Annotated in this window: 28 protein-coding genes; 22 read left to right on the forward strand and 6 right to left on the reverse strand. The window is 38.8% G+C overall.

Annotated features, from left to right (window positions below; translation table 11 throughout):
• Nucleotides 1–16 precede the first annotated feature (16 nt).
• Nucleotides 17–709 carry a metal-dependent hydrolase gene (locus ACLIJJ_RS23025; RefSeq protein WP_233316849.1) on the reverse strand — a complete coding sequence of 231 codons (693 nt, stop codon included), beginning with the start codon at nucleotides 707–709 and terminating at the stop codon, nucleotides 17–19.
• Nucleotides 710–1,118: 409 nt separating this feature from the next.
• On the opposite strand from ACLIJJ_RS23025, the gene ACLIJJ_RS23030 reads away from it, so the two are divergent.
• The 17 genes from ACLIJJ_RS23030 to ACLIJJ_RS23110 all read left to right on the forward strand — a co-directional run bounded on the left by ACLIJJ_RS23030 (nucleotide 1,119) and on the right by ACLIJJ_RS23110 (nucleotide 15,812).
• Nucleotides 1,119–1,565, forward strand: a complete 447-nt coding sequence (locus ACLIJJ_RS23030) for a hypothetical protein (protein WP_237940557.1) — start codon at nucleotides 1,119–1,121, stop codon at nucleotides 1,563–1,565.
• Nucleotides 1,566–1,746: 181 nt separating this feature from the next.
• On the forward strand, nucleotides 1,747–2,355 hold the full coding sequence (locus ACLIJJ_RS23035) for a sigma factor-like helix-turn-helix DNA-binding protein (protein ID WP_411411760.1): 609 nt from the start codon (nucleotides 1,747–1,749) through the stop codon (nucleotides 2,353–2,355).
• Nucleotides 2,352–2,510, forward strand: coding sequence for a YvrJ family protein (locus ACLIJJ_RS23040; protein ID WP_233316852.1), 159 nt, complete (start codon nucleotides 2,352–2,354; stop codon nucleotides 2,508–2,510). The genes ACLIJJ_RS23035 and ACLIJJ_RS23040 overlap by 4 nt, the downstream gene beginning before the upstream one ends.
• Nucleotides 2,507–2,746: a helix-turn-helix domain-containing protein gene (locus tag ACLIJJ_RS23045; protein WP_233316853.1), complete on the forward strand. Its 240-nt coding sequence runs from the start codon at nucleotides 2,507–2,509 to the stop codon at nucleotides 2,744–2,746. The genes ACLIJJ_RS23040 and ACLIJJ_RS23045 overlap by 4 nt, the downstream gene beginning before the upstream one ends.
• Before the next feature lie 155 nt (nucleotides 2,747–2,901).
• A complete protein-coding gene (locus ACLIJJ_RS23050) occupies nucleotides 2,902–3,225 on the forward strand; it encodes a PadR family transcriptional regulator (protein WP_233316854.1) in 324 nt (107 codons plus the stop codon).
• Nucleotides 3,218–3,769 carry an HAAS signaling domain-containing protein gene (locus ACLIJJ_RS23055; protein WP_233316855.1) on the forward strand — a complete coding sequence of 184 codons (552 nt, stop codon included), beginning with the start codon at nucleotides 3,218–3,220 and terminating at the stop codon, nucleotides 3,767–3,769. The genes ACLIJJ_RS23050 and ACLIJJ_RS23055 overlap by 8 nt, the downstream gene beginning before the upstream one ends.
• Entirely contained in the window at nucleotides 3,769–4,569 is an 801-nt protein-coding gene (locus tag ACLIJJ_RS23060; RefSeq protein ID WP_411411761.1) for a DUF4097 family beta strand repeat-containing protein, read from the forward strand. The genes ACLIJJ_RS23055 and ACLIJJ_RS23060 overlap by 1 nt, the downstream gene beginning before the upstream one ends.
• 141 nt (nucleotides 4,570–4,710) lie before the next feature.
• On the forward strand, nucleotides 4,711–5,286 hold the full coding sequence (locus tag ACLIJJ_RS23065; protein ID WP_233316857.1) for a TetR/AcrR family transcriptional regulator: 576 nt from the start codon (nucleotides 4,711–4,713) through the stop codon (nucleotides 5,284–5,286).
• Between the two features lie 58 nt (nucleotides 5,287–5,344).
• Nucleotides 5,345–6,772 (forward strand): lincomycin efflux MFS transporter Lmr(B), encoded by a 1,428-nt coding sequence (gene lmr(B), locus ACLIJJ_RS23070; RefSeq protein WP_233316935.1) that lies wholly within the window; start codon nucleotides 5,345–5,347, stop codon nucleotides 6,770–6,772.
• Nucleotides 6,773–7,064: 292 nt separating this feature from the next.
• Nucleotides 7,065–7,721: a sugar transferase gene (locus ACLIJJ_RS23075; protein WP_233316858.1), complete on the forward strand. Its 657-nt coding sequence runs from the start codon at nucleotides 7,065–7,067 to the stop codon at nucleotides 7,719–7,721.
• A gap of 256 nt (nucleotides 7,722–7,977) precedes the next feature.
• Nucleotides 7,978–9,186, forward strand: a complete 1,209-nt coding sequence (tuaC, locus tag ACLIJJ_RS23080; RefSeq protein ID WP_237940559.1) for a teichuronic acid biosynthesis protein TuaC — start codon at nucleotides 7,978–7,980, stop codon at nucleotides 9,184–9,186.
• A gap of 2 nt (nucleotides 9,187–9,188) precedes the next feature.
• On the forward strand, nucleotides 9,189–10,124 hold the full coding sequence (locus tag ACLIJJ_RS23085) for an NAD-dependent epimerase/dehydratase family protein (RefSeq protein ID WP_237940560.1): 936 nt from the start codon (nucleotides 9,189–9,191) through the stop codon (nucleotides 10,122–10,124).
• 29 nt (nucleotides 10,125–10,153) lie between these two features.
• Nucleotides 10,154–11,620, forward strand: coding sequence for a teichuronic acid biosynthesis protein TuaE (tuaE, locus tag ACLIJJ_RS23090; protein WP_233316861.1), 1,467 nt, complete (start codon nucleotides 10,154–10,156; stop codon nucleotides 11,618–11,620).
• The gene (locus tag ACLIJJ_RS23095) at nucleotides 11,610–12,281 is read left to right on the forward strand and encodes a hypothetical protein (RefSeq protein ID WP_233316862.1); all 672 of its coding nucleotides are present in this window, start codon (nucleotides 11,610–11,612) and stop codon (nucleotides 12,279–12,281) included. The genes tuaE and ACLIJJ_RS23095 overlap by 11 nt, the downstream gene beginning before the upstream one ends.
• 1 nt (nucleotide 12,282) lies before the next feature.
• The gene (gene tuaG / locus ACLIJJ_RS23100) at nucleotides 12,283–13,041 is read left to right on the forward strand and encodes a teichuronic acid biosynthesis protein TuaG (protein WP_233316863.1); all 759 of its coding nucleotides are present in this window, start codon (nucleotides 12,283–12,285) and stop codon (nucleotides 13,039–13,041) included.
• An 11-nt stretch (nucleotides 13,042–13,052) separates the two neighbouring features.
• On the forward strand, nucleotides 13,053–14,210 hold the full coding sequence (gene tuaH / locus ACLIJJ_RS23105; RefSeq protein WP_411411762.1) for a teichuronic acid biosynthesis protein TuaH: 1,158 nt from the start codon (nucleotides 13,053–13,055) through the stop codon (nucleotides 14,208–14,210).
• A 213-nt stretch (nucleotides 14,211–14,423) separates the two neighbouring features.
• Nucleotides 14,424–15,812, forward strand: a complete 1,389-nt coding sequence (locus ACLIJJ_RS23110) for a protoporphyrinogen oxidase (protein ID WP_411411763.1) — start codon at nucleotides 14,424–14,426, stop codon at nucleotides 15,810–15,812.
• A 31-nt stretch (nucleotides 15,813–15,843) separates the two neighbouring features.
• On the opposite strand, the gene ACLIJJ_RS23115 is transcribed toward ACLIJJ_RS23110, so the two are convergent.
• Nucleotides 15,844–16,560 carry a tryptophan-rich sensory protein gene (locus ACLIJJ_RS23115; protein ID WP_233316866.1) on the reverse strand — a complete coding sequence of 239 codons (717 nt, stop codon included), beginning with the start codon at nucleotides 16,558–16,560 and terminating at the stop codon, nucleotides 15,844–15,846.
• Between the two features lie 234 nt (nucleotides 16,561–16,794).
• Here ACLIJJ_RS23115 and ACLIJJ_RS23120 point away from each other — a divergent pair, with 234 nt between their 5' ends.
• The 3 genes from ACLIJJ_RS23120 to murB all read left to right on the forward strand — a co-directional run bounded on the left by ACLIJJ_RS23120 (nucleotide 16,795) and on the right by murB (nucleotide 20,318).
• The gene (locus ACLIJJ_RS23120; protein ID WP_251646659.1) at nucleotides 16,795–18,384 is read left to right on the forward strand and encodes a histidine kinase N-terminal 7TM domain-containing diguanylate cyclase; all 1,590 of its coding nucleotides are present in this window, start codon (nucleotides 16,795–16,797) and stop codon (nucleotides 18,382–18,384) included.
• Between the two features lie 50 nt (nucleotides 18,385–18,434).
• Nucleotides 18,435–19,256 (forward strand): ABC transporter ATP-binding protein, encoded by an 822-nt coding sequence (locus ACLIJJ_RS23125; RefSeq protein ID WP_411411764.1) that lies wholly within the window; start codon nucleotides 18,435–18,437, stop codon nucleotides 19,254–19,256.
• Nucleotides 19,257–19,403: 147 nt separating this feature from the next.
• Nucleotides 19,404–20,318, forward strand: coding sequence for a UDP-N-acetylmuramate dehydrogenase (gene murB, locus ACLIJJ_RS23130; protein WP_233316869.1), 915 nt, complete (start codon nucleotides 19,404–19,406; stop codon nucleotides 20,316–20,318).
• Nucleotides 20,319–20,348: 30 nt separating this feature from the next.
• Here the strand turns inward: murB and ACLIJJ_RS23135 are convergent, their stop codons facing one another.
• The gene (locus ACLIJJ_RS23135) at nucleotides 20,349–20,981 is read right to left on the reverse strand and encodes a VanZ family protein (protein ID WP_411411784.1); all 633 of its coding nucleotides are present in this window, start codon (nucleotides 20,979–20,981) and stop codon (nucleotides 20,349–20,351) included.
• Nucleotides 20,982–21,221: 240 nt separating this feature from the next.
• Here ACLIJJ_RS23135 and ACLIJJ_RS23140 point away from each other — a divergent pair, with 240 nt between their 5' ends.
• Both ACLIJJ_RS23140 and ilvD read left to right on the forward strand, forming a co-directional pair.
• Complete coding sequence (locus ACLIJJ_RS23140) at nucleotides 21,222–22,121, forward strand: aldo/keto reductase (protein WP_233316937.1); 900 nt, start codon at nucleotides 21,222–21,224, stop codon at nucleotides 22,119–22,121.
• 293 nt (nucleotides 22,122–22,414) lie between these two features.
• Nucleotides 22,415–24,091 (forward strand): dihydroxy-acid dehydratase, encoded by a 1,677-nt coding sequence (gene ilvD, locus ACLIJJ_RS23145; protein ID WP_233316870.1) that lies wholly within the window; start codon nucleotides 22,415–22,417, stop codon nucleotides 24,089–24,091.
• A gap of 35 nt (nucleotides 24,092–24,126) precedes the next feature.
• On the opposite strand, the gene ACLIJJ_RS23150 is transcribed toward ilvD, so the two are convergent.
• From ACLIJJ_RS23150 to ACLIJJ_RS23160, 3 genes are all read right to left on the reverse strand, one after another.
• Nucleotides 24,127–25,140 carry an AI-2E family transporter gene (locus ACLIJJ_RS23150; RefSeq protein WP_233316871.1) on the reverse strand — a complete coding sequence of 338 codons (1,014 nt, stop codon included), beginning with the start codon at nucleotides 25,138–25,140 and terminating at the stop codon, nucleotides 24,127–24,129.
• A 77-nt stretch (nucleotides 25,141–25,217) separates the two neighbouring features.
• Nucleotides 25,218–26,444, reverse strand: coding sequence for a cation:proton antiporter (locus tag ACLIJJ_RS23155; protein WP_233316872.1), 1,227 nt, complete (start codon nucleotides 26,442–26,444; stop codon nucleotides 25,218–25,220).
• Nucleotides 26,444–26,950 carry a cation:proton antiporter regulatory subunit gene (locus ACLIJJ_RS23160; protein WP_233316873.1) on the reverse strand — a complete coding sequence of 169 codons (507 nt, stop codon included), beginning with the start codon at nucleotides 26,948–26,950 and terminating at the stop codon, nucleotides 26,444–26,446. The genes ACLIJJ_RS23155 and ACLIJJ_RS23160 overlap by 1 nt, the downstream gene beginning before the upstream one ends.
• Nucleotides 26,951–26,953 lie beyond the last annotated feature (3 nt).

Below are 26,953 nucleotides of genomic sequence, written 5' to 3' on the forward strand. Positions count from 1 at the left end.
ATCCTCTTTTTGTATTTTACAATTCGATGCTTTCACCAATCTGAAGGACTTTGCCTTTAATACCGCGGTCTTTTAGCGCCTTTACGAAGGCATCTCCATCTTGTTCGATAGCTGGGAAAGTATTGTAATGGATAGGTATGATTAAATCCGCCTTATACCATTCTGCAGCCAGCACAGCATCTTCAGGTCCCATTGTATAGTGATCGCCAATTGGGAGGAATGCGATATCGATATCATGTCTGTCGCCAATAATCTTCATGTCTCCAAAAAGGCCTGTGTCACCAGCATGAAGAATCGTTTTTCCTTCTGCCTCAATGACGAATCCAGCAGGCATGCCGCCATAAAGAATATTTTTGTTTTCTTCATCAATGATACCAGAGCTGTGAAATGCATGTGTCATCTTCGCTTTGGCAAACTGTAAATCTAATGTGCCGCCAATATTCATTCCGATTGTCTCGGCGCCTTGCCAGGACATGTATGCAGCCAATTCAGGTATAGCAACAATTGGTGCATTATTTGCTTTGGAGATTGGTGCTGCATCTAGAATATGATCTCCATGAGCATGTGTTAATAGCACAGCATCAACCTTAATATCATCCACTTTCACTTTAGCTGCTGGGTTTCCACTGATGAAAGGATCAATAATAAGTGATTTTCCATTTGCTTCAATTACAATAGTTGATTGTCCGTGATAGGTAATCTTCATCATACCATCTCCCTTTTTTTTCTTTCCAATAATGACGCTTTGATTTTCACTACTTAGATTAGAATAGTTTAGCCGATTTTGCCAAGCAATATGCTTGTTAGCAGCTAGACTGTTTTTCTTTTGTCAGGAATATATTATAATGAGCCGTTAATCTGAGGAAATTGATGCACTAAATAATTAACGTATCTGTTTCTTAAGAAAATCATGTTCTTGGCAGATTTGTATGTGAACAAATTTTTTTCTACATAATGGGTAGCTTCTTGTTGGCTGACCAATCGGGTATTCAATGCAAGGCTAAAAGAAATAAAGTGTTTAAACACTATCATTTCAACTCCTGACAAGATTATTTTATAATTAGTGTAGTAGAAAAATTAGAATATAACTATTTTTCAGAATAAGGGGGATTCAGGAAATGGCAGAGAAGGTGGCTTTAAATTACGCATTAATGATTGAACAGGTCAAAAGCAGAGGATACAGCAATGAGGAAATACTTGAGGCTCTAAATAAGGGGAATATTGATTTCTTTCGAGAGTTTGGCAAGGGACTTCCAGATTGGGAAACGCTTTTCTCTTATTTTCATGATAAAAAGGAAAAAGTGGAACAGCTGCTTAGAGGCAATTATGAGATTGCATTTTTAACAAAAGGGACATTAAAAAGATACTTGCTGTTTAAATTTGGTTTGGCTGAGGGCAAAGATTTTAAGGATAAGGGAGAAGTGCTTGGAGTATTTATGCTATCACGTGAAGACTACCAGGCTTTATCGAAAAATATAGCAAAAAACTGGATTATCACTAATGTAGAAGAGGATAAGAATAATGTACAATTTACAATTGAATTACAATTTAAACCAGTCCTCTAATAAAATTTTTATAAATAGGTTGTTATTTTTTCAAGAAATCTTTCTTTATTATATAGAGGAGGAAAGGTTGATGAAATTCGTTCATGGAAGGATATGTTATAATAAGAAAGTGGCTAATGCGAGTTAGTCCCTTTTTTTACACTAAAAACAGAACATACGTTCCTTTCAGGAGGTGCTAATCATGTGTGAGGAATCTGTTAATGGATTGAAAAGGTTTATAGAAGAGAACAAAGAATTTATGGGAAATACAATTGTACAAGGTTTTTTACGGGAAAAGGGTCATTTTAAGCTGTTTGCCGACGCTGTTTGTTATCCTTCTAAAGAAAACAAAGAAAATTTAGATGAAGCGTTTAAAAAGTATTATTTTACGATTCGGTTCACGTCCTATATCTCCTCTTCCATACATTTTAGCACATTAAATTTTCATAGGAAGCAAAGGCTCTATGCAAACAGATATCCTTTGTTATTGGACGCTGAAACAGAAGATGGTAGGACGCATAAAGACAGAATGGAAGATAGGAATGCTAATTTGGAAGCATATGCAGAAAGGGAGGGAATTCGGGAAAGCATTTCTGAATATATAGCTGATCCTTTACTTTATGATGCAATACAATCACTGTCTGACTCCCAAAAGACCGTTCTCTATTTTGCTTATATTAAGAAGCTCAAAGATACAGAGATAGCGGAGGTGATCCAAAAAAGCCAGCAATATGTGTCGAAGTGCCATCAAAAAGCTTTGCAAAGGATATACAGCAATATGGCCCAAAAAAAGGAGGATTATAGACGATGAGTATTGGAGACTTGACGCAATGGATGACAATTGTAAGCAATTACGCATTTCCGGTGAGTGTTTCTATATATCTGTTATTAAGAATTGATAAAAAGCTTGAACGGTTGGGAAAAGAGCTGACAAAAAGGACGGAAGAAGGAAAGGAAAATGGATGATGGCCACATTATATTCATTAGTAAAAGAGTCGAAGATTAACAAGGATGCATTAGAAGAAGTGATAGAGATGTTTGAACCAAAGTTGAACAAAGCAGTCCAATATACTTCCCCTAATGAACAAGATGATCTCTCACAAGAATTGAAAATGCTGTTAATGAAATGCATTCAGCTATATGATTTAGATAATATCCCAGGCTTCTGGGAATTTAGAGACAAAATCAATAAAATCAAATAATAAGATACAAGGCTCCTTTCGCCAGATGGCAAAGGAGCACTTTTTTTAAAAAAAGTATTAATCAGTACCTTGCATTGAACAGTAGATGGTGTTATATTATTAATCAAAGACCAGTACTGTTCATTGTATAGTACTAAAAGAAAGGAGATCTGTAATTGAACGTCCAATTTAAAAAGGGAGTCCTTGAGCTTTGTGTTCTTGTTCTGCTTGATAAACAAGACAGGTACGGATATGAGCTTGTTCAAAAAATTTCTGATCAGATCGAAATATCAGAAGGCTCTGTTTACCCGCTGTTAAGAAGGTTGACGAAAGAAGAATACTTTTCAACCTACCTCCAAGAATCTACAGAAGGCCCTCCAAGAAAATATTACAAGCTTACTGAAAAAGGCAGGGAATATCTCCAAACATTACTTAGTGAATGGCAACAATTCAGAGACGGTGTTGATACTTTAATTAAAGAAGGTGCTAGTGATGAATAAAGATCAATTTATAAAGGAACTGTCTGTGTTACTGAAGGATTTAAATGGTAAGGAAAAACAAGAGATATTGCATGATTACGAGGAGCATTTCCAATTTGGAATCGAAGAAGGCAAAGCAGAGAACGAGATTGCTGCTTCTTTAGGATCACCAAAATTGCTGGCAAAAGAAATACTTGCCAATTACCACCTTGAAAATGCTAAGGGTGCTCAAACAGCTGGAAATGTTATGCGGGCAGTATGGGCGGTGATTGGGTTGAGCTTCTTTAATATCATCATTGTGTTAGGTCCGTTTATTGCGCTTGTTGGTGTTATATTAGCTGGCTGGGCTGTTAGCATTGCCGGCATCAGTACTCCGCTTCTCGTTCTTCTTAACAATCTTTTTGGAAGTTCCTTTGATCTTTTTGAATGGTTTTTATCCTTTGTCTACTGTGGAGCTGGTTTATTGCTATTTGTAGGGATGCAATGGATAACAAAATGGTTTATGCACGGCTTTGTCCGTTATATTTCATTCAATACAGCATTAGTTAAAGGAGGCATCAAGTAATGAACAAACGAAAGTTACTGTGGGCTGGAGCAGTTTTGCTTGTGATTGGACTGATTGGCAGTCTAGCCACCTATAAACAAAGTGCAGAAAAATTTGATTTGAATGAAAGAAAAGTAATAGAAAGCAATAACTTTGAGCATGTGGAAATTTCAGCGGATAACGCTGCAATTGAAATTCATCCAATACAAGAGTCTTCAGCTTATGTTCAGCTATCGGGAACAAAAAGAGGAAATAGAGAATTGAATTATTCAGCAGAAGTTGAAAGCAATAAACTTAAAGTGATATTAAAGGAAAAAGGACATCAGCTTATTCCAATGAGCTTATTTGGGGACAGTGAGCTTAGCTTAGATTTGTACTTGCCGGAGAAACAATATGCCAGCATGATAGCAGATATTAAAAACGGCAGGATAAAAATGACAGATTTGTCTTCAAGAGAAGTTGTGCTCCATACAGCAAACGGCCGTCTGGAATTGGCAAATATAACTGCAGAAACAGTTAAGGCAGACTCTTCTAATGGAAGAATTCAGTTGGATAATGTCTCAGGGGAAATCGATGGAAAAACAATCAATGGAAGAATTGAATTGAACGCAAGCGCATTAAATCAGGATATACAATTACAAACAAACAACGGCGAAATCTCCGTAACAGCAGAGAAGGAACCAGAAAATGCTAACATAAGTGCAGAAACAGATAATGGGGATATTGAAATTTTTAAGCAAGCCAATTCTAATGTAATCTTCGGTGATGGTGAGTATAAGATAAGATTAAAAACAAATAATGGAGATATAGAGGTAAATTAAAAGAGTAGCCCTTTTTTCAGGAAAAAAGGGCTTATTTTTTTATGTGATTTTTTATTTAAAAAAGCAGTTGACAAGTAACCGTTTACAGAATTACCTTTATATAGACCAATCGTTATAATTTTTCCTAAGGAGGATATGAGCTTGGGTGAAAAGGGGAACACTCGTGAGTTGATCCTAGAGACTGCCTCTCGCTTATTCCAGATTCAAGGCTATTATGGAACTGGCTTGAATCAGATTATTGCAGAGAGCAATACACCAAAGGGATCACTTTATTACTATTTCCCTAGTGGTAAAGAGGAATTAGCAATAGAGGCAATAAAATATACAGAAAATGTGCTGTTGCAGAAGACAAAGGATATTCTGTTTTCCGTCAACGACGCAATAACAGCATTTCAATTGCATATCAATGAAATCGCTGCTGATTTTGACAAGAAGGAAAGCATACACGGAATGCCAATCGGACTTATAGCGTCAGAAACAGCGTCGACATGTGAGCCAATTAGAAAGACTTGCTTAGTGACTTTCGAGAAATGGCAAGCTGTATATGCAGAAAAGCTTAAGGAAAGCGGATTTTCTGCTGAAGAGGCTGCAGATTTAAGTATACTTATCAATTCTATGATAGAAGGAGCCATCGTCCTGTGCTTAACAAAGCAATCAGGAAAGCCGATGAGAATTGTTGCAGATAAGCTTCCAAAGCTGCTGTCACAAGAATGTTAAGAAAGATGAAAGGGGATTTTTTATGGAAATGAATATGGACGCGGTAAAGGGGAAGGGAATGGAAGGAAGGCAATTTAAGACATTGCCTATCGTAACTTCTTTCTTGATTGCCGGTTTTATAGGTATGTTCAGTGAAACTGCCTTAAATATGGCATTGAATGATTTAATTGTTATTTTTAATATTGAGCCGACAACAGTTCAATGGCTGACAACAGGCTTTTTGCTTACATTGGGTATTTTAGTCCCGATTTCAGGATTATTGCTGCAATGGTTTAAAACTAGACAGCTTTTCTTTGCATCATTAAGTTTCTCTATATTAGGAACACTAATTGCTGCACTTGCACCAACCTTTGAATTTTTATTAGTGGCAAGAATTGTGCAGGCTGTCGGAACAGCGTTGCTGCTGCCGCTAATGTTTAACACGATTTTGCTAATTTTCCCTCCTGAGAAAAGGGGAGGAGCAATGGGAATGATCGGGCTTGTTATTATGTTTGCTCCAGCTACTGGGCCAACAATTTCTGGTTTGATTATTGAAAATCTGACATGGCATTGGATTTTCTGGATTTCCTTGCCGTTTCTAGTATTTGCTTTATTGTTCGGTATTCGTTATATGGAAAATGTCTCAACTGTAACAAAACCGAAAATTGATATAGTATCGATTATCTTGTCTACATTAGGCTTCGGCGGAATTGTATTTGGCTTCAGCAGTGCTGGAGAAGGCGGAGACCATTCAGGCGGCTGGGAAAGCCCAGTTGTAATTGTCTCTCTAATCGTAGGTGTAGTTTCACTTATTCTTTTCTCCATTCGTCAGTTTAAAATGGAACAGCCAATGATTAATCTTCGAGCATTTAAATACCCGATGTTCGTCTTAGGACTTATCTTAGTCTTCATGTCTATGATGCTTATTCTGTCTACGATGCTTCTTCTTCCAATGTATCTGCAAGGCGGTTTAGGTTTAACAAGCTTTACAGCAGGACTACTGTTGTTGCCTGGAGGTTTAATTAACGGATTCCTTTCACCAGTGATGGGAAGATTGTTTGATAAATATGGACCAAAATGGCTCGTCATTCCAGGTCTTGCCCTATGTTCAGTTGTTCTATGGTTCTTTACAGGAATTACAACAACATCAACAGTTGCGCTGATTATCGTGCTGCACAGCTGTTTAATGATTGGTGTATCCATGATTATGATGCCAGCACAAACAAATGGTTTAAACCAGCTGCCACCTCAATTATATCCTGATGGTACAGCGATTATGAACACATTACAGCAAGTTGCAGGAGCGATTGGTACAGCAGTCGGTGTATCTATATTGGCTTCTGGTCAGAAGAACTTCCTGGCAGGGGTAAGCAACCCTATGGACCCTGCTAATATTCCTGCTGCATTAACTTCAGGTGTACAAAGTGCCTTTACTTTTGCACTGATTGTAGCAATAATCGGATTTATTTGCAGTCTCGTAATAAAAAGAGTAAATCCAAAACATTAATCATAAAAAACAGTCTGTATGAAAAATGCAGGCTGTTTTTTTGTGCTTAGAATTTCGAGAATATTGAAGAACTTTGGCGAAATACCGCGCTAGCATCCGTCAACAAATCCTCTAAAGCTGCTATTTTGCTAAGCAGCATCAAAGCAAGAGCATTTTTTCTCCTAAATATTAAAACTGTCTTTACAAAGATTTACCAATATTTAATTTTCCCTAAACGATTACCATACAATCTCATTCTATACTTGACACAAAGGTTCAAAATACACATAAACAGTCTACGAGGTGACAATATATGCGTGAAAAGAGCTTTAATATCTACCACGATTACACCATTGTCGAGGGGGAAAAGTTCTCTGTACCAAAGGAAGCAGAATACTACTTGTATACAAAAAGGTGTTTGGATCTGCTGCTGGCAAGCGTTGGGCTAATTTTAGCAATACCGATTATTGCTGTCTTCGCAATTCTAGTTGTGTTAGAGAGCCCAGGCTCCCCATTTTATATACAGCAGCGCGTTGGAAAAAACGGAAATTACTTTAATTTAATAAAGCTTCGCTCTATGCACAATGATGCCGAAAAGGAAGGCGCTAAATGGGCCGAAGCAAATGACCCGCGTGTTACGAAAGTTGGTCATTTCATGAGAAAAACTAGAATAGACGAGCTTCCTCAGCTGTTATCTGTTTTAAAAGGAGATATGTCTATTGTTGGTCCGCGGCCGGAAAGACCAGTCTTTACTGCACAGTTTGACAGTGAGATTCCTGGTTTTGCGAAAAGGCTAGCAGTAAGACCTGGTTTGACTGGACTTGCTCAGGTAAGCGGAGGATATGAAATTACTCCTCGTGAAAAACTTCAGTATGATCTTGAGTACATTTCAAACTTGACGTTTAAGCTTGAACTGAAGATTATGCTGAAAACAGTAAAGGTATTGGTTACAGGTGAAGGCGCGCGCTAATTGACCGTATCTAAAGAGTTAAGCATAGGAATGAGCAGATTTTAACATTGCCATAGTTTTAAGCGAAGTTGGACCAACAGTCCCAGCTTAAAGCATTGTGTCTGCTGTTCCTGCTTTTTAGTATGTTTCTAATGCTAGTTTTTGCCTACCAGGTTTTTTGAGCTGGATTCAGATGAAAGTGTAGTGATTATGAGTCTAATGCTCGTTAATATGCTTTATTTCCAGTTAGCTAAATAAATGTAAAAGGAAGAGAAGCATGAAGATTCTGTGGATTACGAGTGTTTATCCGAGTAAAGAACAGCCTGGCAATGGGGTATTCCATGAAACACAGGTTCAAGCTTTGAAAAAACGAGGGTTAGAGATAACGGTAATCTGCCCAACACCGCAAAACCCTGCCGTTTTAAGAGCGCTAAAGAAAACATATAAGCGCAAAACTTTGCCGTTTTATGAAGTACGAGAGGGAGTGAAGGTTTATAGGCCGATTTATAGAGCACTTCCAGGGCAGCTCAGATGGGCACAGCCGGACAAGAGAATTGCTAAGGCAATTCTAAAGACGATCCAAGACAAAAGTCTGCAATTTGATATGATCCACGCACATTTTGCGATGCCGTCAGGAGGCGCTGCTCATATTATTTCAAAAGAGCTGCAGAAACCATGGCTTTTAACACTGCATGGAAGTGATGTGCATATTTATCCTGCTTTTAGCAGAAGTGCCAACAAAGCATTTCAGCGCTCTGTTCACTCTGCCGATGAAGTGATATCAATCGGAAGACATCTTGCTCTAGCAGCAAAGGAAAAGACAGGCAGGGATAGCTTTGTTCTCCCTATTGGGATAAACCTTTCTAGATTTCAGGCTGCAGCATTGCCGAAGGAGAACGTAAGAAAAGAGCTTAAGCTGCCTTCTGACAAACAGCTGATTACCTTTATTGGAAGGCTTGTAAAGGAGAAAGGCGTGTATGAACTTGCTGAAAGTCTTAACCGACTCCCAAAAAATATGGCAGTTGTCTTAGTCGGAGATGGCCCTGCAATGGATGATTTAAAAAAGCATGAACAATATGGAAAAAGGCTGTTTCTTCCTGGCCAAATTAGCAATGATAAAGTGAAGGATTACTTGCAGGCAAGTGATATATTCGCATTGCCTTCTTATTCGGAAGGGATGCCGACTGTTGTCATAGAGGCAATATCTATGAAAGTGCCAGTTATTTGTACAGCAGTAGGCGGGGTACCCGACTTGTTCGGCGAGTTCAATCATTTGCTTATTAAGCCAAAGTCCGTTGACAGCATTGTTGAAAGAGTATTGGACTATCATTCAGAAAAATATGACCTTCCTATTATTAAGGATCAATTGCTTCAATATGTACAAGACAACTTCCATGTGGGCAGAAATGCTGAAGTCTTGGAAAAACGCTATCGGAAACTGGCATGGAATGAAGGCAAAGCTTCATTAAGCATTAAGGGGGATTAAGGATGAGCAGAGCAGTTGTAACAGGTGGAGCAGGATTCATTGGTTCCCATATTGTCGAAGAATTATTAGCAAATAATTATGAAGTGATTGTAGTTGATAATTTCACTACAGGTCATTATCGAAATATTAGCCATCTTCCTATTAAAATCTATGACTATGATATTACCGATCCTTCCTGCATTGATTTTATATCATCATTAAATCCGGAATATATTATCCATCAGGCTGCCCAAGTAAGTGTAGCTGAATCAGTACATGATATATTGCACGATGAAAATGTTAATGTAAAGGGTTCACTGCACGTCATTAAAGCAGGCATTAAAGCATCCATAAAAAAAATAGTATTCGCTTCATCGGCTGCTGTTTATGGAAATCCGCATTTTCTGCCTGTTACGACAGATCACCCTACAATGCCTGAGTCTCCGTATGGGTTAACAAAGCTGACTGTTGAGCGCTACTTGCAAATGGCTTATAAGTTTTACCAGTTGCCATACAGCATCCTTCGGTACAGCAATGTTTATGGTCCAAGACAAGACGCGAAAGGAGAAGGCGGGGTTGTCTCTATATTTGCTGACAAGATAGCTGAAGGAAAAGCACCTGTTATATTTGGAGACGGCGAACAAACAAGGGACTTCATTTATGTAAAGGATGTAGCAAAGGCTAATGTTAAAGCGATGGAGGCGCAAGGGAATATTTGTGTAAATATCTCCACTCAAACCAAAATTACGGTCAATGAATTATGGGAGACAATGGTCAAGGCTGGTGACATCCAATTAAAAGCAGAGCATCAAGCTGCAAGGCCAGGGGATATTCTGCACAGCACTCTTTGCAATCAAAAAACATTGGATGTATTAAATTGGGTCCCGCAAACAAGCTTGGAAACGGGGTTAAAGGAAACGCTAGTTTTTACAAGGAGTATGCTCCAAGGAACAAAATGACTAATGGAAAGAAAGGGTCTGAACAGTAAATGGAAAGCAAGCAACTAGTTCGTCAGACAATTGGAGCGCTAATTGTTGTCATGGCATTACTCTCCCTTTTATATGCGATCCAAAATTTTGATATGAAGCTGCTGCTTCTTCTCCTCGGGGGCTTTGGGGGACTGCTCCTTTTTTTATACTTAAAATCGACTATTGGGCTGGAGGATATGGTGAGAGGGGCAGTTTATGCCCTTCTCATCACTACGTTTTTGAATCAGTCTATTATCAACATTAATATTGGTTTTTTTAGCTTGTTTTTGTATAGAATTCTGCTTATTGCTGCAGTATTTATTTATTTTATGTATGCCATTTCAGACAAGGGCTTAAAAAAAGACTTTGATGGTTTGTCTGTTAAAGGTATCTGGCTGTTTTTAGCAATATGGCTTGTGTATGGAACAGTATCCATGCTTTGGGCAAGATCGATTATCGAAACATTCAAGTACATGTCGCTTATGTGGATGGGCTTGTTGTTCGTCTACTTAGCAAATGTCACATTTACTAGAGTATCCCGTCTGATAATCTTTTATGTCATTTGGATGGGAATGACGCTTCTTTTAATGGCCATTGGATTGGTGAACCATTATCTGCATATTCAACTGCCAACCTCGAGCCTTTATGGTGCTGGCGAATACAGAATCGGCTATCCGACAGCAGTGTTTTTTAACCAAAATGACTTTGCTGCATTTTTGAGTATTTCTTTCTTTTTCTATTTAGCAGCAGCAAAAAACGGCAGCAGTATAAAGGTCCGAATTCCTGCTCTTGTTTTGAGTGTTTTATCCTTTTATGTCATCTATTTGACACAATCTCGCGCAGGTATCCTTTCCGTATTAATCGGGCTGTGTTTTTATGTTTTCCTGCTGGTCAATGATAAGCTGAAAAAGCTGCTTTTAATCGGTGCTTTTTCAGCCGCAGGGATTGCAGTCCTCTTGTTTTCAGGAAGATTAATAGGGAAATTCCAGCATGCTTTCACACAAGCAAACCTTTATGGAGCAGATGAGACGATGCCCTCCAATTTGGCAAGAATAAATCTGCTACGAAATATACAGCAGTATATTATTGATACATTTGGTATTGGTGTAGGAGCAGGGAATATTCCTTATTACTTAAAAAACCATCCTGTATTTTCTACGGGAGGTGTGCAGCAGGCGCATAATTGGCTGGCTGAAATAGCAGGCAACTTCGGGATTTTTATCCTTCTTGGTTACGTAGGGCTTATCCTTTCCCTGTTTATCCAATTGTACAGGATCTACAAAAAGGCAAACAGCAGGACATATAAAATGCTTTTAGAGGCAAGCATGCTTGGACTGGCAGCTTTTATGGCATCCAGTATCAGTCCCAGCACAGTCAGCAATTTGTATTTTCATTGGGTATTGATGGGCTTTATCATTTCTGTCCTGTCAGTGTTTAAAAAAAGAATTAAAGCAATGGATAAGGGGATTGTATCTCATGAAAGATAGCATAAAACGAATTGTTGGCCGACTGAAGAAATATATATGGGCAATTTTAATTATTTGCGTGGCAATGCCGATTCTTGGCTGGTTCATGCCTACAGGCAACGGACAGTCGGAGTACACATCAGAAGCGATAATCAAACTAGGAAACTATGAAACCAGCTATTTAACAAATGCTGATCAGCTTGTTTCCTTGTTATCAAATGAAGCATCATTTAAACAAATCCTCCCGGATGTTTGGGAAGAGGAGGTAACTGATAAGCTCGCTGTCTCCTCTACGCCTAGTAAACTGCTTGTGCTTAGCCTTACAGGAAAAACAGAAGAGGAAGCATTAAACAATCTGACAACTATTGTTGATGGCTTTATGAAGCTTGATCAGTCTTCCTTTGAAGAAAAAAGCACAATTATTGAATCAAGCATTCAGGCATTAGAGACAGAAAATGCAAGCAGTGATACGATTGTTGACCAACAGCGGTTTCTTTATGAATTAAAGAACGAAAAGCTTGGTCTCGAGCAGGCTATCTTGATTAAGGATGTTTATGTAAAAGGGCAGATAGTGGAGGCTTCTGCAGAAGACAGAGTTATATTAGGGGCTTTATTAGGTATCATGGCGAGTATTTTAATATTAATCACTCCAGAGTTTATACGAGCACATTCCCGACAGTGAGGTGTCTTTCTTGAAAGAATTAGTTTCTGTAATTATGCCTTCATATAACAGCAAGGATTATATTTCGTTCAGCATTGAGTCTGTTTTAAAACAGACTTACCCTAATTGGGAGTTGATTATTGTCGATGATTGTTCGACAGATGGAACCCCTGATATGCTGGCAGAGTGGGCAAAAGCAGATGAGCGAATACATGTTATTAACAGGAAGGAAAACGGCGGAGCAGCTATGGCGCGAAATACAGCATTGGATTATTCGTCAGGGAGGTATATTGCCTTTTTAGACAGTGATGACAAGTGGAAGCCGAATAAACTGGAACTGCAGCTTCGTTTCATGGAAGAGAACAATTATGCCTTTACGTTTACATCGTATGAATATATTACAAAAGATGGAGAACAGCTGGAGAAGCAAGTTCACGCTCCGAGGATTATCTCCTATCAGGATATGCTGAAAAACACGATTGTCGGCTGTCTTACAGTCATCGTCGACAGAAGTATCATTGGTTCCTTCCACATGCCGAATATAAGAACTCGACAAGATTTGGCTACGTGGTTAAGTATCCTGAAAAAGGGACATAACGCTTATGGTATGAAAGAAATTCTGGCTGAATACCGTATCGGCAATGATTCTATTTCCAATAATAAGTGGAAATCAGCGCAAAAAACATGGTTTGTTTACCGGGAAATTGAGAGACTTAATCTCGCTAAAGCAGCATGGTGTTTTTCCCATTATGCTTACCATGCGATTAGAAAAAGGATATAAGGTGGTCAAAAATGAAATCAATCCATGTACTTGTAGCAACAGCAGAATGGGAGAATGACCAGTTGCGCTACAGAAGACATCGTTTGGCAGAATATTTGCAGAAACAAGAAAAAACAGCTGAAGTGATTTGGTTATGTCCTGGGAAATCTCTGGACAGCGAGGCAGTAGAAATACTTCCAAACGGTATTAAGCAATGGAAAGTTGCTGATTTGGGTGACAATAAGCTGCTTCGTTTCAGCCGCTTTATATCTATATTCTATAAGAAAAAACTAGAGAAACTGGTTGCTTATTTACAGGCAAAGCAAAGTGTGTATGATATCAACCTATGGTACACCTATCCTGCTTTTCCAATTCTTGCGGAGATGTTCCCTTGGAGAAAAATTGTATATGATTGCAGTGATTTATGGGCAGCATCCATTGATGGAAACAAATCTGCAGTAAATATGCTTAAGTATAAGATTATTCAATCAAGTGAGAGCAGAATTATCGAGAGTGCTTATACTGTTACATGCACCTCTGTCTATTTAGCTGAGCAAGTAAAAGATAAGCTGCCAATCCCAAAACAAAAAAAGGTCTATACGTATGAAAATGGGGTTGATTTTTCGCTGTTTCAGCATAATGAGAAAGCTGCGCACGTGTTAGCAGACAAGGGAAATGAACCTGTGCTAGGGTATATTGGCGGAATAAAACCGAAGCTGGACTTTGCTCTTATTCAAGAAGCAGCAGAGCAAAGAAAGGATTGGCAGTTTTTATTTGTTGGGCCTGACGGAACGAACCAAAGTGAAGAATTCCAGAAATTATTGAAGCTTCCGAATGTTACTTGGACAGGAAGTGTACCGCCCACATTAGTTTCCCATTATATGAATTTAATTGATATAGGAATTATGCCGTATAAACCATCTACTTATAACAAAGCAATATTTCCGCTTAAGCTGTTCGAATTTCTTGCAGCAGGGAAGGCAGTTATTGGGACGAACTTGCCGTCAACCAAAAGATATGCTGAAAATGGCATCTATACACATCTTGAAGGAACCAGTGTTAGCAGCTTCCTAAAAGCATGCGAAGAGATCCGCATTAATAAAGCCGAGACAGAAACAGCAGAGAGAAGGATATCACTGGCAAAAACCAAAGATTGGAATATGATTTTCGCCCAAATGATGGAGCTATAAATAATTAAACAAAAAGGGAATGTAAGCAGCCGGCTTGCATTCCCTTTTCTTTATAGTTGCTGTGATGAGACTGGTAAGAGGATATAATGCTAAAATAGTTTTAGCAGCTTTATATAATTTGTGAACAAAAAGTCATTATATATCCGCTTTTTTTTAGTGGGAATAATGGCATAATACATCATATAGGAAAGATTATTTTAGGCGGTGTAATTATTGAAGACTATAGTCGTTGTCGGCGGAGGAATCACAGGATTGTCTGCCATGTACTATTTACAGAAATTAAAACGAGAACATAAGCTGGATATTAAGCTTATCCTGATTGAAGGGGAGATGTCGCTAGGCGGGAAAATTCACTCGATTCATAAAGGCGACTTCATCATGGAAACAGGCGCAGATTCAATTGTAGCACGAAATAAAAACGTTCTTCCCTTTGTACAGGAGCTTGGATTAGAAGAAGAGCTTGTCTATAATGCAACAGGGATTTCTTACATTCATACGAGAGATAAGCTTTTGGAAATCCCGAAGGACTCTGTATTCGGCATCCCTATGACATTAGAATCCTTGCTTTCGAGTGAGCTGATTTCCCAAAAAGGAAAGCTGGAAGCATTAAAGGATTTGTTAAGAACTAATAAGCATTTTACAAAGGAAACATCTATCGGCGAGTTTTTAGAGTACTTCTTAGGGAAAGAGATCGTCGAAAAGCAGATTACCCCTGTATTAGCAGGAGTATATTCTGGAGGTTTATATAACTTAACGATGGCATCAACGCTTCCATATTTACTTGAATACAAGGAGAAGTATGGCAGCATTATTCGAGGACTGGGCAAGAACAAAAGTCAATTCCAGTCTGCCTCTAATAAAAAATTCATCTCCTTCCAGAATGGACTTTCCACCATTATAAACCGGCTGGAGGAAGTGCTGGAAGATGTTGAATTTAAAAAGGGCAAAGCAGTTGAATCAATCAAGAAAGAGCAGGATGGCTACAGTATAAGTCTAGCAGAGGGTGAAGCTGTTCAGGCACAATTTATTGTGCTGGCAGCACCTCATCAAGCTGCAGAAAAAATCCTTGCTGAAAGCAGCCTTTCTACAGAGTTTGTTAAGCTTCAAAACTCTTCTAATATCACCATGTATCTTGCTTATGATATTCCAGATGAACAGCTGCCAAAGGACGGAACAGGCTTTATTGTGGCAGAGGACAGCGATTTGACTTGCAATGCCTGTACGTGGACAAGCAGAAAGTGGACACACACCTCCAAAAGCAGCAGTCTGTTGCTTAGACTTTTTTATAAGAAATCTAATCCTGCATATGAGCAGCTTAATTCATTGTCTGAAGAGGAACTGTTAAAGGTCGCTAAAAAGGATATTGAAAAAAGTCTCGGAATTACAGAAAAGCCAATCAGTTATGAAGTGACGAAGTGGAATGAGTTAATGCCGGTTTATTCCTTGCAGCATAAATCAGCAATAGATACGATAAATGCTAAGATGGCCGAGCTTTTTCCAAATGTATTATTAGCAGGAAGCTCCTATTATGGAGTTGGAATTGCAGCCTGCATCGCAAATGGAGAGGAAACAGCAGGGAAATTGACCAAGTCTCTACTTTAAAAAAAGGTGCTGGATGAACCAGCATCTTTCCTTATGTTCTTTTCTTTTTAAATGGTATAAACACAAGAATAAGCAGCAACAGTGAGATAAACAATGCCGAATAAGATACAGCTTGTGCAGATGACCAATTTTTGATTGCTATTGCAAGATAAGCCCAGATAATAACGAGGGAATATGCCCAATCCTTTTCAAAGATGCGAAAGAAAATCCCCAGAATACCGCCAATAGCTAACAGGGAAACGGTCCAAAGCGGGTCAGTGACATTTAAGCCGATATAAGTTACGTAATAGCTTATGTTAACAATAGAGGCTACGGATATCCACCCAATATAAATAGAAAAAGGGAAGATGTCGAATAAACGATTAGACGCAGCCTTTATTGCTTTATAAAGGAAAAGCAAGGTTAATAGCAAGAGCAGAATGACGGCTACTGACAAGGCAAATAGTTCATAATGCCAGACGAGTATCCAGCCGGCGTTTAGAATGCAGGTAAGCACGAATAGAATGCTGTTTGTTTTTGAATATATAAGTGCTCTGTGTTTGCGCATAAAGCCGCGCGCAAGCCAAATTGCTAATAGAATATAAATAAATCCCCAAATCATAAAAGCATAAGAAGCAGGAGTTACAAGCACTGCTAATTTATTTGATATTTCGCCAGTTGTTTGCCCGTTGATAGGAATGATATTGGCGAGGGCATTTACTCCTACCATCATCACATAGAACAATAGGCTCAGAATTATATAGGCCAAGACAATTCCTCCTTTTTTATATACTTATTCCACCCACAAAGAGAATATAATCCAAAAAAAGAAGAATACTCCAAGCAGATTGGGAGTATTCTTCTCCTTATCTATATGGATGATATAAAGAAAAAAACAGGGTATTATTTCCACTTTTATGTATTATCAAGTTTTAGTAGCAAGTTAGTTTACTTATTTAATATAATAAGTAAGGTCAAAATACCTGAATAGGGGCTAGTAAAAATGATGGACCAAATCATATTAACATATATTGTCATAATGACGGTTGGTGGGGTTTTACAGCTTGTATTGGCATTTATAGGCTATACCAATAGACATGTTTTTGCGGGAACTAGAACGTTTGCGTGGCTTTCGTTATTTTCAGCCATCTATGCATTCGGACATGCGCTCGAGCTTACGAGCAGTACAGGAAAAGGGATTATGTTTTGGGTTGTGTTTCAATACTTAGGAATGCCGTTTTCTGCTCCAGCGACCTTGATTCTTGTTTTGCAGTACATAGGCTTGGATAAGCATTTGAACAGAAAAACCTTGCTCTTGTATTATCTCATCCCTGTGCTCACCTTTCTTTTTATCGTAACAAATGATTTTCACCATTTATTTTATAAACAAGTTAATTTTGTACAAAGTCATGGTGCTTTATTGTTAGATATGACAGTAGGCCAATGGTATGTAGTTCATGGAAGCTACACATTTGGCACTTTGTTTGTCGGAGCTAATATTTTAATTTGGTATTGGATTAAGTCGAAGACAAAGCATTGGAAACAGGTACTAACACTTTTAATCGGCATTTTATTGCCAATTACAACATCATTGCTCTACTTATTAGGATTAACACCATATGGCATTGATCCTGTACCGATTGTGATGGGTATCACAGGCTTGTTGTATCTATGGGCGATTATGTCTACACATATGCTGACAGTGGCTCCTGTTGCAAAAGATTATTTATTTGAAAGCATGAGGGACGCAGTCATTGTTCTTGATTTGTCTGGAAAAATAGTTGAATTCAATCCGCTTGCTTCCCTGCTGTTTCCTTCCTTGAAGAATGGAAAACAAATTGATGATATAATGGAAGACAGAGACCGACTTTTAGCATTTGGCGACAGAATAATAAATGATGATACTGTATATGAGATGGAATGGAAAGACAGTGGGAAATACTATCAAGTAAGGATATCGCCGATTCACAAACGAAATCATATTCTTGTGGGAACAGCGATTGTTATTATAGATATTACAGAACTAAAAGTAGTGCAGAAACAGCTGCGAGAATTGGCCTATAAAGATGGCCTTACAAAAATATATAACCGCACCTTTTTTATGGAGAAATCCAAGGAAGTGATAAGTCGGGACAGAGGTGCACAGGATTATACATCATTGCTGCTTTTTGATGTAGATCATTTCAAAGGAATCAATGATACTTTTGGACATTTTGCTGGTGATGATGCGTTACGGCATATTGTGTCTGTCACACAAGGCCTGCTAAAAGAAGACATGCTATTCGGAAGATATGGGGGAGAAGAGTTTATTGTGCTACTCCCTGGATATTCCCTTGAATCAGCAGCTGAAATAGGCCATTCAATCAGAAGTTGCCTTGAAAATTCGAGTTTTTACTCTAAAGCAGAAAAGATTGCTATTACAGCAAGCTTTGGAGTTGCAGCAACGGAGAATATCTCTCATCCGGAGGCTGCTTTAAGCGAGCTTGTTGAAAAGGCCGATGTTGCTCTGTATGAAGCAAAAAGGAATGGCAGAAACAGAGTATATGTCGGGATTAATAGTGAATATGAGGAATACAGCTTTATATCGCATTAAAACGAACTAAATGACTTAACATACGAAATAGGCTAGGGGTGAAAGCGCAAATGAATATCCTTTCAGCGAAAGATGTGAAAATAGGTTATGATGATAAAATCATTGTCGAGCAGCTGAGCCTGGAAATTGAAACAGGTAAAATTACAACCATCATCGGACCGAATGGATGCGGAAAGTCAACGATATTAAAAGCGCTGGCTAGACTAAATAAGGTGAAGGCTGGAGCTGTTTACTTAGATGGTGAGGCTATTCAAAAGATTCCAACCAAAAAAATCGCTAAAAAGATGGCGGTTTTGCCCCAATCTCCAGATGCCCCAAGCGGATTAACGACTTATGATCTCGTTTCCTATGGACGATCTCCTCACCAAGTGGGCTTTGGTCGGTTAGGGGAAAAAGATAAAGAAATAATTGATTGGGCACTTGAAGTGACAGGTCTAACTGAATGGAAGTATCAAGAGGTAGATACGTTATCAGGCGGTCAAAGACAAAGAGCATGGATTGCAATGGCAATTGCCCAAGAAACAGAACTGCTTCTATTGGATGAGCCGACGACCTATCTTGATATGGCACATCAGCTTGAGGTGCTGCAATTGCTTAAAAAGCTCAATGAAGAGGAAAAGAGAACAATTGTAATGGTCATACATGATCTTAATCATGCTTCCCGTTTTTCTGATAAAATGATTGCCATGAAAAAAGGAAAGCTGAGAAAAGAAGGCACCCCGAATGAAGTCATGACAGCAGAAGTATTAAAGGATGTCTTTCAAGTGGATGCAGAAATTGTTACAGATCCAAGGACAAATAAGCCGGCCTGTTTATCCTATGATTTGGTTGATGCAGAAATGAGAAATACAGGGGTGCTGTCCCGAGGGTGATAGGCATAAAACAGCAAATTAACTCATATAATGTTACAAAAATATAAAATTCACATAAAAACAATAAGTGTTTTTGTTTCAAACAGTTAGAATGTTATACAATGGTAAATGGTAAAAGGATTGAAATATTAGCAGAAGGTTGAGATTATGAAAAATTATGATGTAAAAGAAAAGTTCTTGCAGATAATGACAGAAGATGAAGTTAAGATAGATGAGCCGCTAAGTCAATATACGTATACAAAAATAGGAGGGAAGGCAGATTACCTGCTTTTTCCGACTACGTTTGAACAACTACAGAATGCTTATAAAGTAGCGTTAGAGGCTGGAATTCCCATCACGATTTTAGGGAATGGATCTAATGTCCTTATAAAGGATGGAGGAATTCGTGGTGTTGTGTTCAACTTAACGAAGCTTGTGACCATTCGGCTTGAAGGAGATAAAGTCTTTGCTGAGAGCGGAGCAGCACTTATCGATACTTCCCGATTCGCGCTTGAGCATTCCTTAACTGGTCTTGAATTTGCTTGTGGAATTCCAGGCTCTATCGGCGGTGCGCTCTATATGAATGCAGGGGCTTACGGCGGTGAGATTGCAGATGTATTAGAGAGTGCAACTGTTCTGACTAGTGCCGGGGAAATCATCTCAGTACGTAAAGAGGATTTGGATTTAGGTTACCGCACAAGCAATATTGCCAAGAACCATTATGTTGTCTTAGAAGCGGTTTTTAAACTGCAACCAGGTAAACAGGAAGAAATTAAGGCGAAAATGGATGAACTGACATTTTTGCGAGAATCAAAACAGCCTCTTGAGTATCCTTCTTGCGGCAGTGTCTTTAAAAGACCTCCAGGCTACTTTGCAGGGAAACTGATACAGGACAGCAATCTTCAAGGAACAAAAATAGGCGGAGCGCAAGTTTCCACAAAGCACGCAGGCTTTATTGTCAATGTGGATAATGCAACTGCTGATGATTATATTTCTCTTATCAAACATGTTCAAAAGACAGTCAAAGAGAATTATGATGTTAACTTAGAAACAGAAGTTAGAATCATCGGGGAAGACAAATAAAAAATAACCACACTGAACTTTACAGTGTGGTTATTTTTTATTGATCACTTGAATGACAGGGATTTTCGGCGGATACTTAGTTGTGAATTTTTGGTGAATCTTAAATAGGATATATCCTAACATACTACCTATAACATTTAAAATAAAGTCATCTATATCTGCAGCCCGGTTTACGGTAAAGAAGTATTGTGTAACCTCAATGATAAGCGAAGTAACAGCCCCGAGAAATACAGTTGCAAGCCATTTGAAGCGTCTGCGGTAAATAGCCGGGAACAGCATGCCAAAAGGAATAAACATGATAATATTGCCAAGTGTATAAAGCATCCAAAATATTGGAGGCTTATTTTCATATTGATAAAGAATCTGCACATACGGAATCAAGTTAATATTCTCTCTATTGCCGGGTGGAGTGAAATGGAACGGATTCAATGTCACATACATAACCATTAATAAGTAGAGAAAAAAGATATTGACGATCCATTCTCTTTTTGAGGCAACAAATTGCTTTTTCTTTGAGCGATATATTCTGTAATAAATCCAAACTGGCACCAGCATTAGCAGGATTATTGGAAAATTGAGCGTTAATTCGATATCCGTCTGAATCCAAATAATAAATAACAGGGCCAGAAAAGTGAGTAAAATAATCTTTTTCGGTATGTACACTTTCAAAACTCAAAATCCTTTCGTGTTATAACTATATTATATATATATGGCCAGGCAAATTAAAGTAGAAGCCGTAAATGAAAGAAGCAGATTGCTTTACTATTTATCCAATGATTCCCATAATAAAAGAGAAGGGTAATATTCTTCATAGGAATCGAGTGATTTCCTGAACGAAGCCCGAATTTGGAAATAAGGAGATGGAACATTTTGAGTAGTAAAGTTCAAATTGGGAAAACATCAATGAACGTCACAAAGCTAGGGTATGGAGCAAACTCAGTTGGAGGGCATAATTTATTTCCAAACTTAAAAGATGAAACTGGTAAGGAAGTAGTGAATGCAGCCTTAGATGCAGGAGTAGACTTTATAGATACTGCGTTTATTTATGGGCTGGGGAAATCAGAGGAGCTAATCGGAGAAGTGCTCAAAGAACGGGGAATTAGAGATAAAGTGGTTATTGCCAGCAAAGCTGCCCATAAAGCAGTCGACGGCAAGATTGTTCTCGATAATAGCCGTCAATTTTTGCGAGATTCAGTAGAGGAAAGCTTAAAAAAACTGCAGACAGATTTTATTGATTTGTTTTATGTTCATTATCCAGATGGTGTTACTCCACTGGCCGAAGTGGCAGGCACTTTAAAGGAATTAAAGGATGAAGGTAAAATCGGAGCAGTCGGTGCGTCTAACTTAAATGAAGAACAACTAAAGGAATTTAACAAGGATGGCTACTTGGAAGTATTTCAAGGAGAGTATTCGCTGTTAAAAAGGGAAGCAGAACATTCCTTTTTACCGTATTGTGCGGAAAATGGGATAAGCTTTGTCCCTTATTTTCCTTTGGCATCAGGGCTTTTGACAGGTAAATTCTCTAAAGATGCTAAATTTGATGATATTCGTGCAAAAGATCCGCTTTTCCAAGGAGATGCATTCCTTAAAAATCTCGAAAAAGTTGACCAGTTAAAAAAGCTGGCTGAAGAGAAAGGATTTGAAGCAACACATTTGGCACTTGCTTGGCTGTTAGAGCAGCAGGCAGTAGATGTCATTATTCCAGGAGCGAAAACGGTCGCTCAACTGCAAAACAACTTACGGACATTAGAAGTTACTTTAACAAATGAGGAGATAGCAAGTATCAGTAGAATCTTTTCTTGATAGATAAGGAGCATCCTTTACATAGGGTGCTCTTTTTGCTTCGGTTGATATTATTTCAAAATAGTAAAACTCGAAACAGAATAAGTCGGGGATATCCTCGTATTCTCCTTCATGTTAGTATATTTAACGCGTGGTGTAACGAAGGTCATAATTACTTGCTGGTTTTAAGCTGATATATTTTTTCTGAAAAACGTTGAGAAGAAATTATACCAATTTTTCTATGATAGTGTTACAATGATTTAAAGTTTAAATATACAGATAATTCGTTTTAATCGGAAAATGGAGGGGTAAAAGTGGCAGAGTTAAGAAGCAACATGATCAAAAAGGGGTTTGACCGCGCTCCGCACAGAAGCCTATTGCGTGCAGCTGGTGTAAAAGAAGAGGATTTTAATAAACCATTTATCGCTGTAGTGAATTCATATATTGATATTGTTCCAGGTCATGTCCATTTACAGGAGTTCGGAAAAATTGTAAAAGAAGCAATTAGAGAAGCAGGTGGCGTACCGTTTGAAATGAACACGATTGGTGTGGATGACGGTATTGCTATGGGGCATATTGGAATGAGATATTCGCTTCCGAGCCGAGAAATCATCGCAGACTCCATTGAAACAGTAGTTTCAGCTCACTGGTTTGATGGTATGGTATGTATCCCTAACTGTGACAAAATCACACCAGGAATGATGATGGCTGCAATGCGTCTAAACATTCCAACCGTGTTTGTCAGCGGCGGTCCTATGAAAGCAGGGGTTACTAGTGATGGCAGAAAGATTTCCCTATCATCCGTATTTGAAGGAGTAGGAGCATATCAATCAGGCAAGCTTGATGATAAAGGGTTGCTTGAATTAGAACAATTTGGCTGTCCGACTTGCGGTTCATGTTCAGGCATGTTTACAGCTAATTCTATGAACTGTTTAGCAGAAGCTTTAGGACTGGCATTGCCGGGTAATGGTACTATTTTGGCTGTGGCACCAGAGCGCAAAGAATTCGTGAAAAAATCTGCCAAGCAGCTTATGACTCTAATTGAAAAAGATATTAAGCCAAAAGATATCGTGACAGAAAAGGCAATCGATAATGCCTTTGCGTTGGACATGGCATTGGGCGGTTCAACAAACACTGTCTTGCATACATTGGCATTGGCTAATGAAGCAGGTATTGATTATCCGCTGGAAAGAATTAATGAAGTGGCAAACAGGGTGCCGCATCTGTCGAAATTGGCTCCATCCTCTGATGTGCATATTGAAGATTTGCATGAAGCAGGCGGAGTTTCAGCAGCGCTTAATGAGCTGTCGAAAAAAGAGGATGCTCTTCATTTAGATACATTAACTGTAACAGGCAGGACACTTGGTGAAAATATTGCTGGTTGTGAAGTGCAGAATTATGATGTTATCCGTCCAATTGATAACCCGCATACAGAAAAGGGCGGCTTGGCAGTATTGTTCGGCAACCTGGCTCCGGATGGCGCAATCATCAAAACAGGCGGTGTGCAAAACGGTATTACTAGACATGAAGGACCTGCAATTATATTTGAGTCACAAGAGGATGCTCTTGAAGGTATCTCTAAAGGCAAGGTACAGGCTGGTCATGTTGTAATCATTCGCTATGAAGGACCGAAGGGTGGTCCGGGAATGCCGGAAATGCTTGCCCCGACATCACAGATTGTGGGCATGGGTCTTGGGCCGAAAGTGGCATTAGTAACCGATGGGCGTTTCTCTGGAGCATCCCGTGGTTTGTCAATCGGCCATGCTTCTCCGGAAGCTGCTGAAGGCGGTCCGCTGGCATTTGTTGAAGATGGTGATCACATCGTTATTGATATCGAAAACCGTTCAATGGATGTTATCGTTGATGATGTGGAATGGGAAAGACGGAAGTCAGAATGGAAAGGGTTCGAACCAAAAGTTAAAACAGGTTATCTTGCCCGTTATTCTAAATTGGTTACATCTGCAAGCACTGGCGGAATCATGAAAATCTAATAAAAAAAGTCGATGGCATATGCCATCGACTTTTTTTATTCTTCCTCCGTATGAATGCTTTGCACTTGAAGGATATCGAGCAGGAAGACAAATACCGGTATACCAAGAATTAATCCCCAGACTCCGAAGAAGTGCTCTGAGAAAATCAAGACAATAAATGTAAAGAATACAGGCAAGTCTGTTTTAGAAGACATTAGTTTAGGATTCAGAACATAGGCCTCTAATGCATGAATGATGCAAATGAAAACGATGAGGATAATGATATACATATAACCGCCAATCGTATAACCTATTGTCAAAAGTGGAATGAGAGATATGACAACCCCTGCAACTGGTATCAAACCGAAAAGGAAGACCATAATCGACAGACCGAGCAATTGCGGGAATCCTAAAATCCATAAACCGATTGTTGTTAAAATACAATTAACTAATGCAATAATGAATTGTGCTTCCAAAACTTTTCCGAAAGTCAGTACGAACTTCTTTCCGAAGAAAGCTATTTCGTTGTAAAAAGCAGCAATTTTGCTTGTTTTAAAGTTTTCTTTGTACTTAAGAAGTCTTGGTTTTTCCAGCAGAAAGAAAAAGCTTAAAATAATCGCGAGCAAAAACTGAATGCTGAAATGGCTGATTGTCGTAAAGTAAACGACGATAACCCCAAGTCCTTGTTCTAAATAACTGTCAATATCCCTAGCTTGAATTGCCTTTACAATATAATTCAAGACGGCATTATCGTGAGGCTGGGAATAGAAATCCATCAGCTGTCTGACCAACGCTGTAATTTCTTCGATAAGCATCGGCAAATACTTAATGAAGCCGTAAGATAGTAAGCTGATTGTTATGAGGTAAAGCAGGCTAACAATGATGTTTCGTTTAATCGGTATTTTTTTGGAGATGATTTTTTCCAGCCTATCCATTAGAAATGAAAGGATAAAGGTGAAAAGCATCAAATTGATCATGCTTCTTAAAAAGTAAATCCCTAAAATAAGCAACCCGAAAATGACGATGCGCTTTGCACTTTTATTTGCTATTAATTTGTTTACTAACTCCATTCTCCTTCTCCTGACCCTTATTGTTATACTTCTTTACCTTAATTCTACCTTATATGGGAGAATATCATAACAAAAACTTACGATATTTGACTGGTTTTTTTCTTTTTTGTGTCAACTTTTTTCCATTTGAAAATTTTGTTCAGTAAATTGAATATTTTCGTTGATTCCTTTGTGAGCAAAGGACCTAAAATGGCAAGTATTAACACGTAAAGAGCAGAGAATGGCTTCAGCATTGGCATAAGACCGCCGGCAATGCCTAAGTTAGCGACGATGATGGAGAATTCACCGCGGGAAACAATTGTTAAGCCGATATTGGCTGATGCTTTGTGGGACAAACCTGTTCTTCGTCCGGCAATCATACCTGCAATGAAGTTTCCGAAAATAGTCAGGATGACAGCACCAAGAGTAAACCAGACTGCACCGCCTAATTCGAATGGATCGATTGTCAAACCGAAGCTAAAGAAGAAGATAGCTCCGAAAAAGTCGCGGAACGGAACAACAAGTTGTTCTATGCGGTGGCTGTGTTCTGTTTCAGAGAAAACAAGCCCTAATAGCAATGCGCCAATTGCTTCTGCAACGTGAATTGTTTCTGAGAAGCCAGCAACAAAAAATAGTGCTGCAAAGATAACGATGATAAAGATTTCGTTTGAGGAAATATCAAGCAACTTATTTAATAAAGGTGCGCCTTTGCGAGCGATAATGAAAAATAGCAGCATATATCCTAGAGCAGTTCCGATGCTGATCAGCGTTCCACCAATTGATGTGGAGTCGCCCATAACGAGTCCGGAAATGACAGATAAATAAACAGCAAGGAAAATATCCTCGAACATGATTATTCCTAAGATAAGCTCTGTCTCTGCATTACCTGTTCTGCGCAAATCGACAAGAACCTTTGCGACTATTGCGCTAGAGGAAATAGTGATAATACCTGAAATGATTAGTACCTCGATTAGGTCATAACCATTCAAGAATCCGTATAAAAGACCTAATGAGAAGTTGATTACTATATATATCGTGCCGGCAGTGACAATAGAGCGACCTGATTTAATCAGCTTGCCAACGGAGAATTCCAGCCCTAAATAGAACAAGAGGAATAAAACTCCGATTCTGCCCATGAAGTTAATGATTTCGGCACTTTCAATGAATCTCAGGTCAATTATTCCGAAGTGGGGTGCATGGGGACCAACCAGCATGCCGACAATGATTAAAAATGGGATAATGGAGAACTTCAATTTGCCTGCCAATATGGCTGCAAGGGCAACTAGAAGCAGTGCGGTACCAACTTCAAAAACTAAGTGATCCATTAAGTGTCACCTCCAGTGCTTTTTGTCAGTTGCTCAAGTATTAATCTTTTTAAATGCTGTCTTTCACCGGAAATGACAAGTGTATCGCCTGCCTCAACTAATGTTTCAGGTCCAGGGCTTAACATCTTATCTGCTCCTTTTTTCATGATAGCAATAACATTTACATTGTAATTGTTGCGGATATCCATATCTCCGATTGTATGATTAGCAGCTCTCGATTCACGCTCTACTTTATACCATTCAATAATGAGGTCGTTAAATGCCATCTCAATCGTTTCAAGCGCTTTAGGTTTGTATGCTAAACCACCTAATATACCGGCGATTTGCCTCGACTCTAAATCGTTGAATGTCACGCTAGAAATGCTTTCCTCATGATCGTCATCATCAAAATGATAAACCTCTCGTCTGCCGTCATCGTGAATGACGATAACTACCTTATCGTTATTTTTGGTTACTAGTTCGAATTTTTTTCCAATGCCAGGGAGTTCAGTCTCTCTGATATTCATCTT

The sequence above is a fragment of the Niallia laureatilytica genome (assembly GCF_046613985.1).
Classification (GTDB): Bacteria; Bacillota; Bacilli; order Bacillales; family Cytobacillaceae; genus Niallia.

What these genes read in the sequence shown, in the direction of transcription:
- ACLIJJ_RS23025 (WP_233316849.1), bottom strand. Translation starts at nt 709, where the DNA reads ATGATGAAGATTACCTATCACGGACAATCAACTATTGTAATTGAAGCA.
- ACLIJJ_RS23030 (WP_237940557.1), top strand. Translation starts at nt 1,119, where the DNA reads ATGGCAGAGAAGGTGGCTTTAAATTACGCATTAATGATTGAACAGGTC.
- ACLIJJ_RS23035 (WP_411411760.1), top strand. Translation starts at nt 1,747, where the DNA reads ATGTGTGAGGAATCTGTTAATGGATTGAAAAGGTTTATAGAAGAGAAC.
- ACLIJJ_RS23040 (WP_233316852.1), top strand. Translation starts at nt 2,352, where the DNA reads ATGAGTATTGGAGACTTGACGCAATGGATGACAATTGTAAGCAATTAC.
- ACLIJJ_RS23045 (WP_233316853.1), top strand. Translation starts at nt 2,507, where the DNA reads ATGATGGCCACATTATATTCATTAGTAAAAGAGTCGAAGATTAACAAG.
- ACLIJJ_RS23055 (WP_233316855.1), top strand. Translation starts at nt 3,218, where the DNA reads ATGAATAAAGATCAATTTATAAAGGAACTGTCTGTGTTACTGAAGGAT.
- ACLIJJ_RS23060 (WP_411411761.1), top strand. Translation starts at nt 3,769, where the DNA reads ATGAACAAACGAAAGTTACTGTGGGCTGGAGCAGTTTTGCTTGTGATT.
- ACLIJJ_RS23075 (WP_233316858.1), top strand. Translation starts at nt 7,065, where the DNA reads ATGCGTGAAAAGAGCTTTAATATCTACCACGATTACACCATTGTCGAG.
- tuaC (WP_237940559.1), top strand. Translation starts at nt 7,978, where the DNA reads ATGAAGATTCTGTGGATTACGAGTGTTTATCCGAGTAAAGAACAGCCT.
- ACLIJJ_RS23085 (WP_237940560.1), top strand. Translation starts at nt 9,189, where the DNA reads ATGAGCAGAGCAGTTGTAACAGGTGGAGCAGGATTCATTGGTTCCCAT.
- tuaE (WP_233316861.1), top strand. Translation starts at nt 10,154, where the DNA reads ATGGAAAGCAAGCAACTAGTTCGTCAGACAATTGGAGCGCTAATTGTT.
- ACLIJJ_RS23095 (WP_233316862.1), top strand. Translation starts at nt 11,610, where the DNA reads ATGAAAGATAGCATAAAACGAATTGTTGGCCGACTGAAGAAATATATA.
- tuaH (WP_411411762.1), top strand. Translation starts at nt 13,053, where the DNA reads ATGAAATCAATCCATGTACTTGTAGCAACAGCAGAATGGGAGAATGAC.
- ACLIJJ_RS23120 (WP_251646659.1), top strand. Translation starts at nt 16,795, where the DNA reads ATGATGGACCAAATCATATTAACATATATTGTCATAATGACGGTTGGT.
- ACLIJJ_RS23125 (WP_411411764.1), top strand. Translation starts at nt 18,435, where the DNA reads ATGAATATCCTTTCAGCGAAAGATGTGAAAATAGGTTATGATGATAAA.
- murB (WP_233316869.1), top strand. Translation starts at nt 19,404, where the DNA reads ATGAAAAATTATGATGTAAAAGAAAAGTTCTTGCAGATAATGACAGAA.
- ACLIJJ_RS23140 (WP_233316937.1), top strand. Translation starts at nt 21,222, where the DNA reads ATGAACGTCACAAAGCTAGGGTATGGAGCAAACTCAGTTGGAGGGCAT.
- ACLIJJ_RS23150 (WP_233316871.1), bottom strand. Translation starts at nt 25,140, where the DNA reads ATGGAGTTAGTAAACAAATTAATAGCAAATAAAAGTGCAAAGCGCATC.
- ACLIJJ_RS23155 (WP_233316872.1), bottom strand. Translation starts at nt 26,444, where the DNA reads ATGGATCACTTAGTTTTTGAAGTTGGTACCGCACTGCTTCTAGTTGCC.
- ACLIJJ_RS23160 (WP_233316873.1), bottom strand. Translation starts at nt 26,950, where the DNA reads ATGAATATCAGAGAGACTGAACTCCCTGGCATTGGAAAAAAATTCGAA.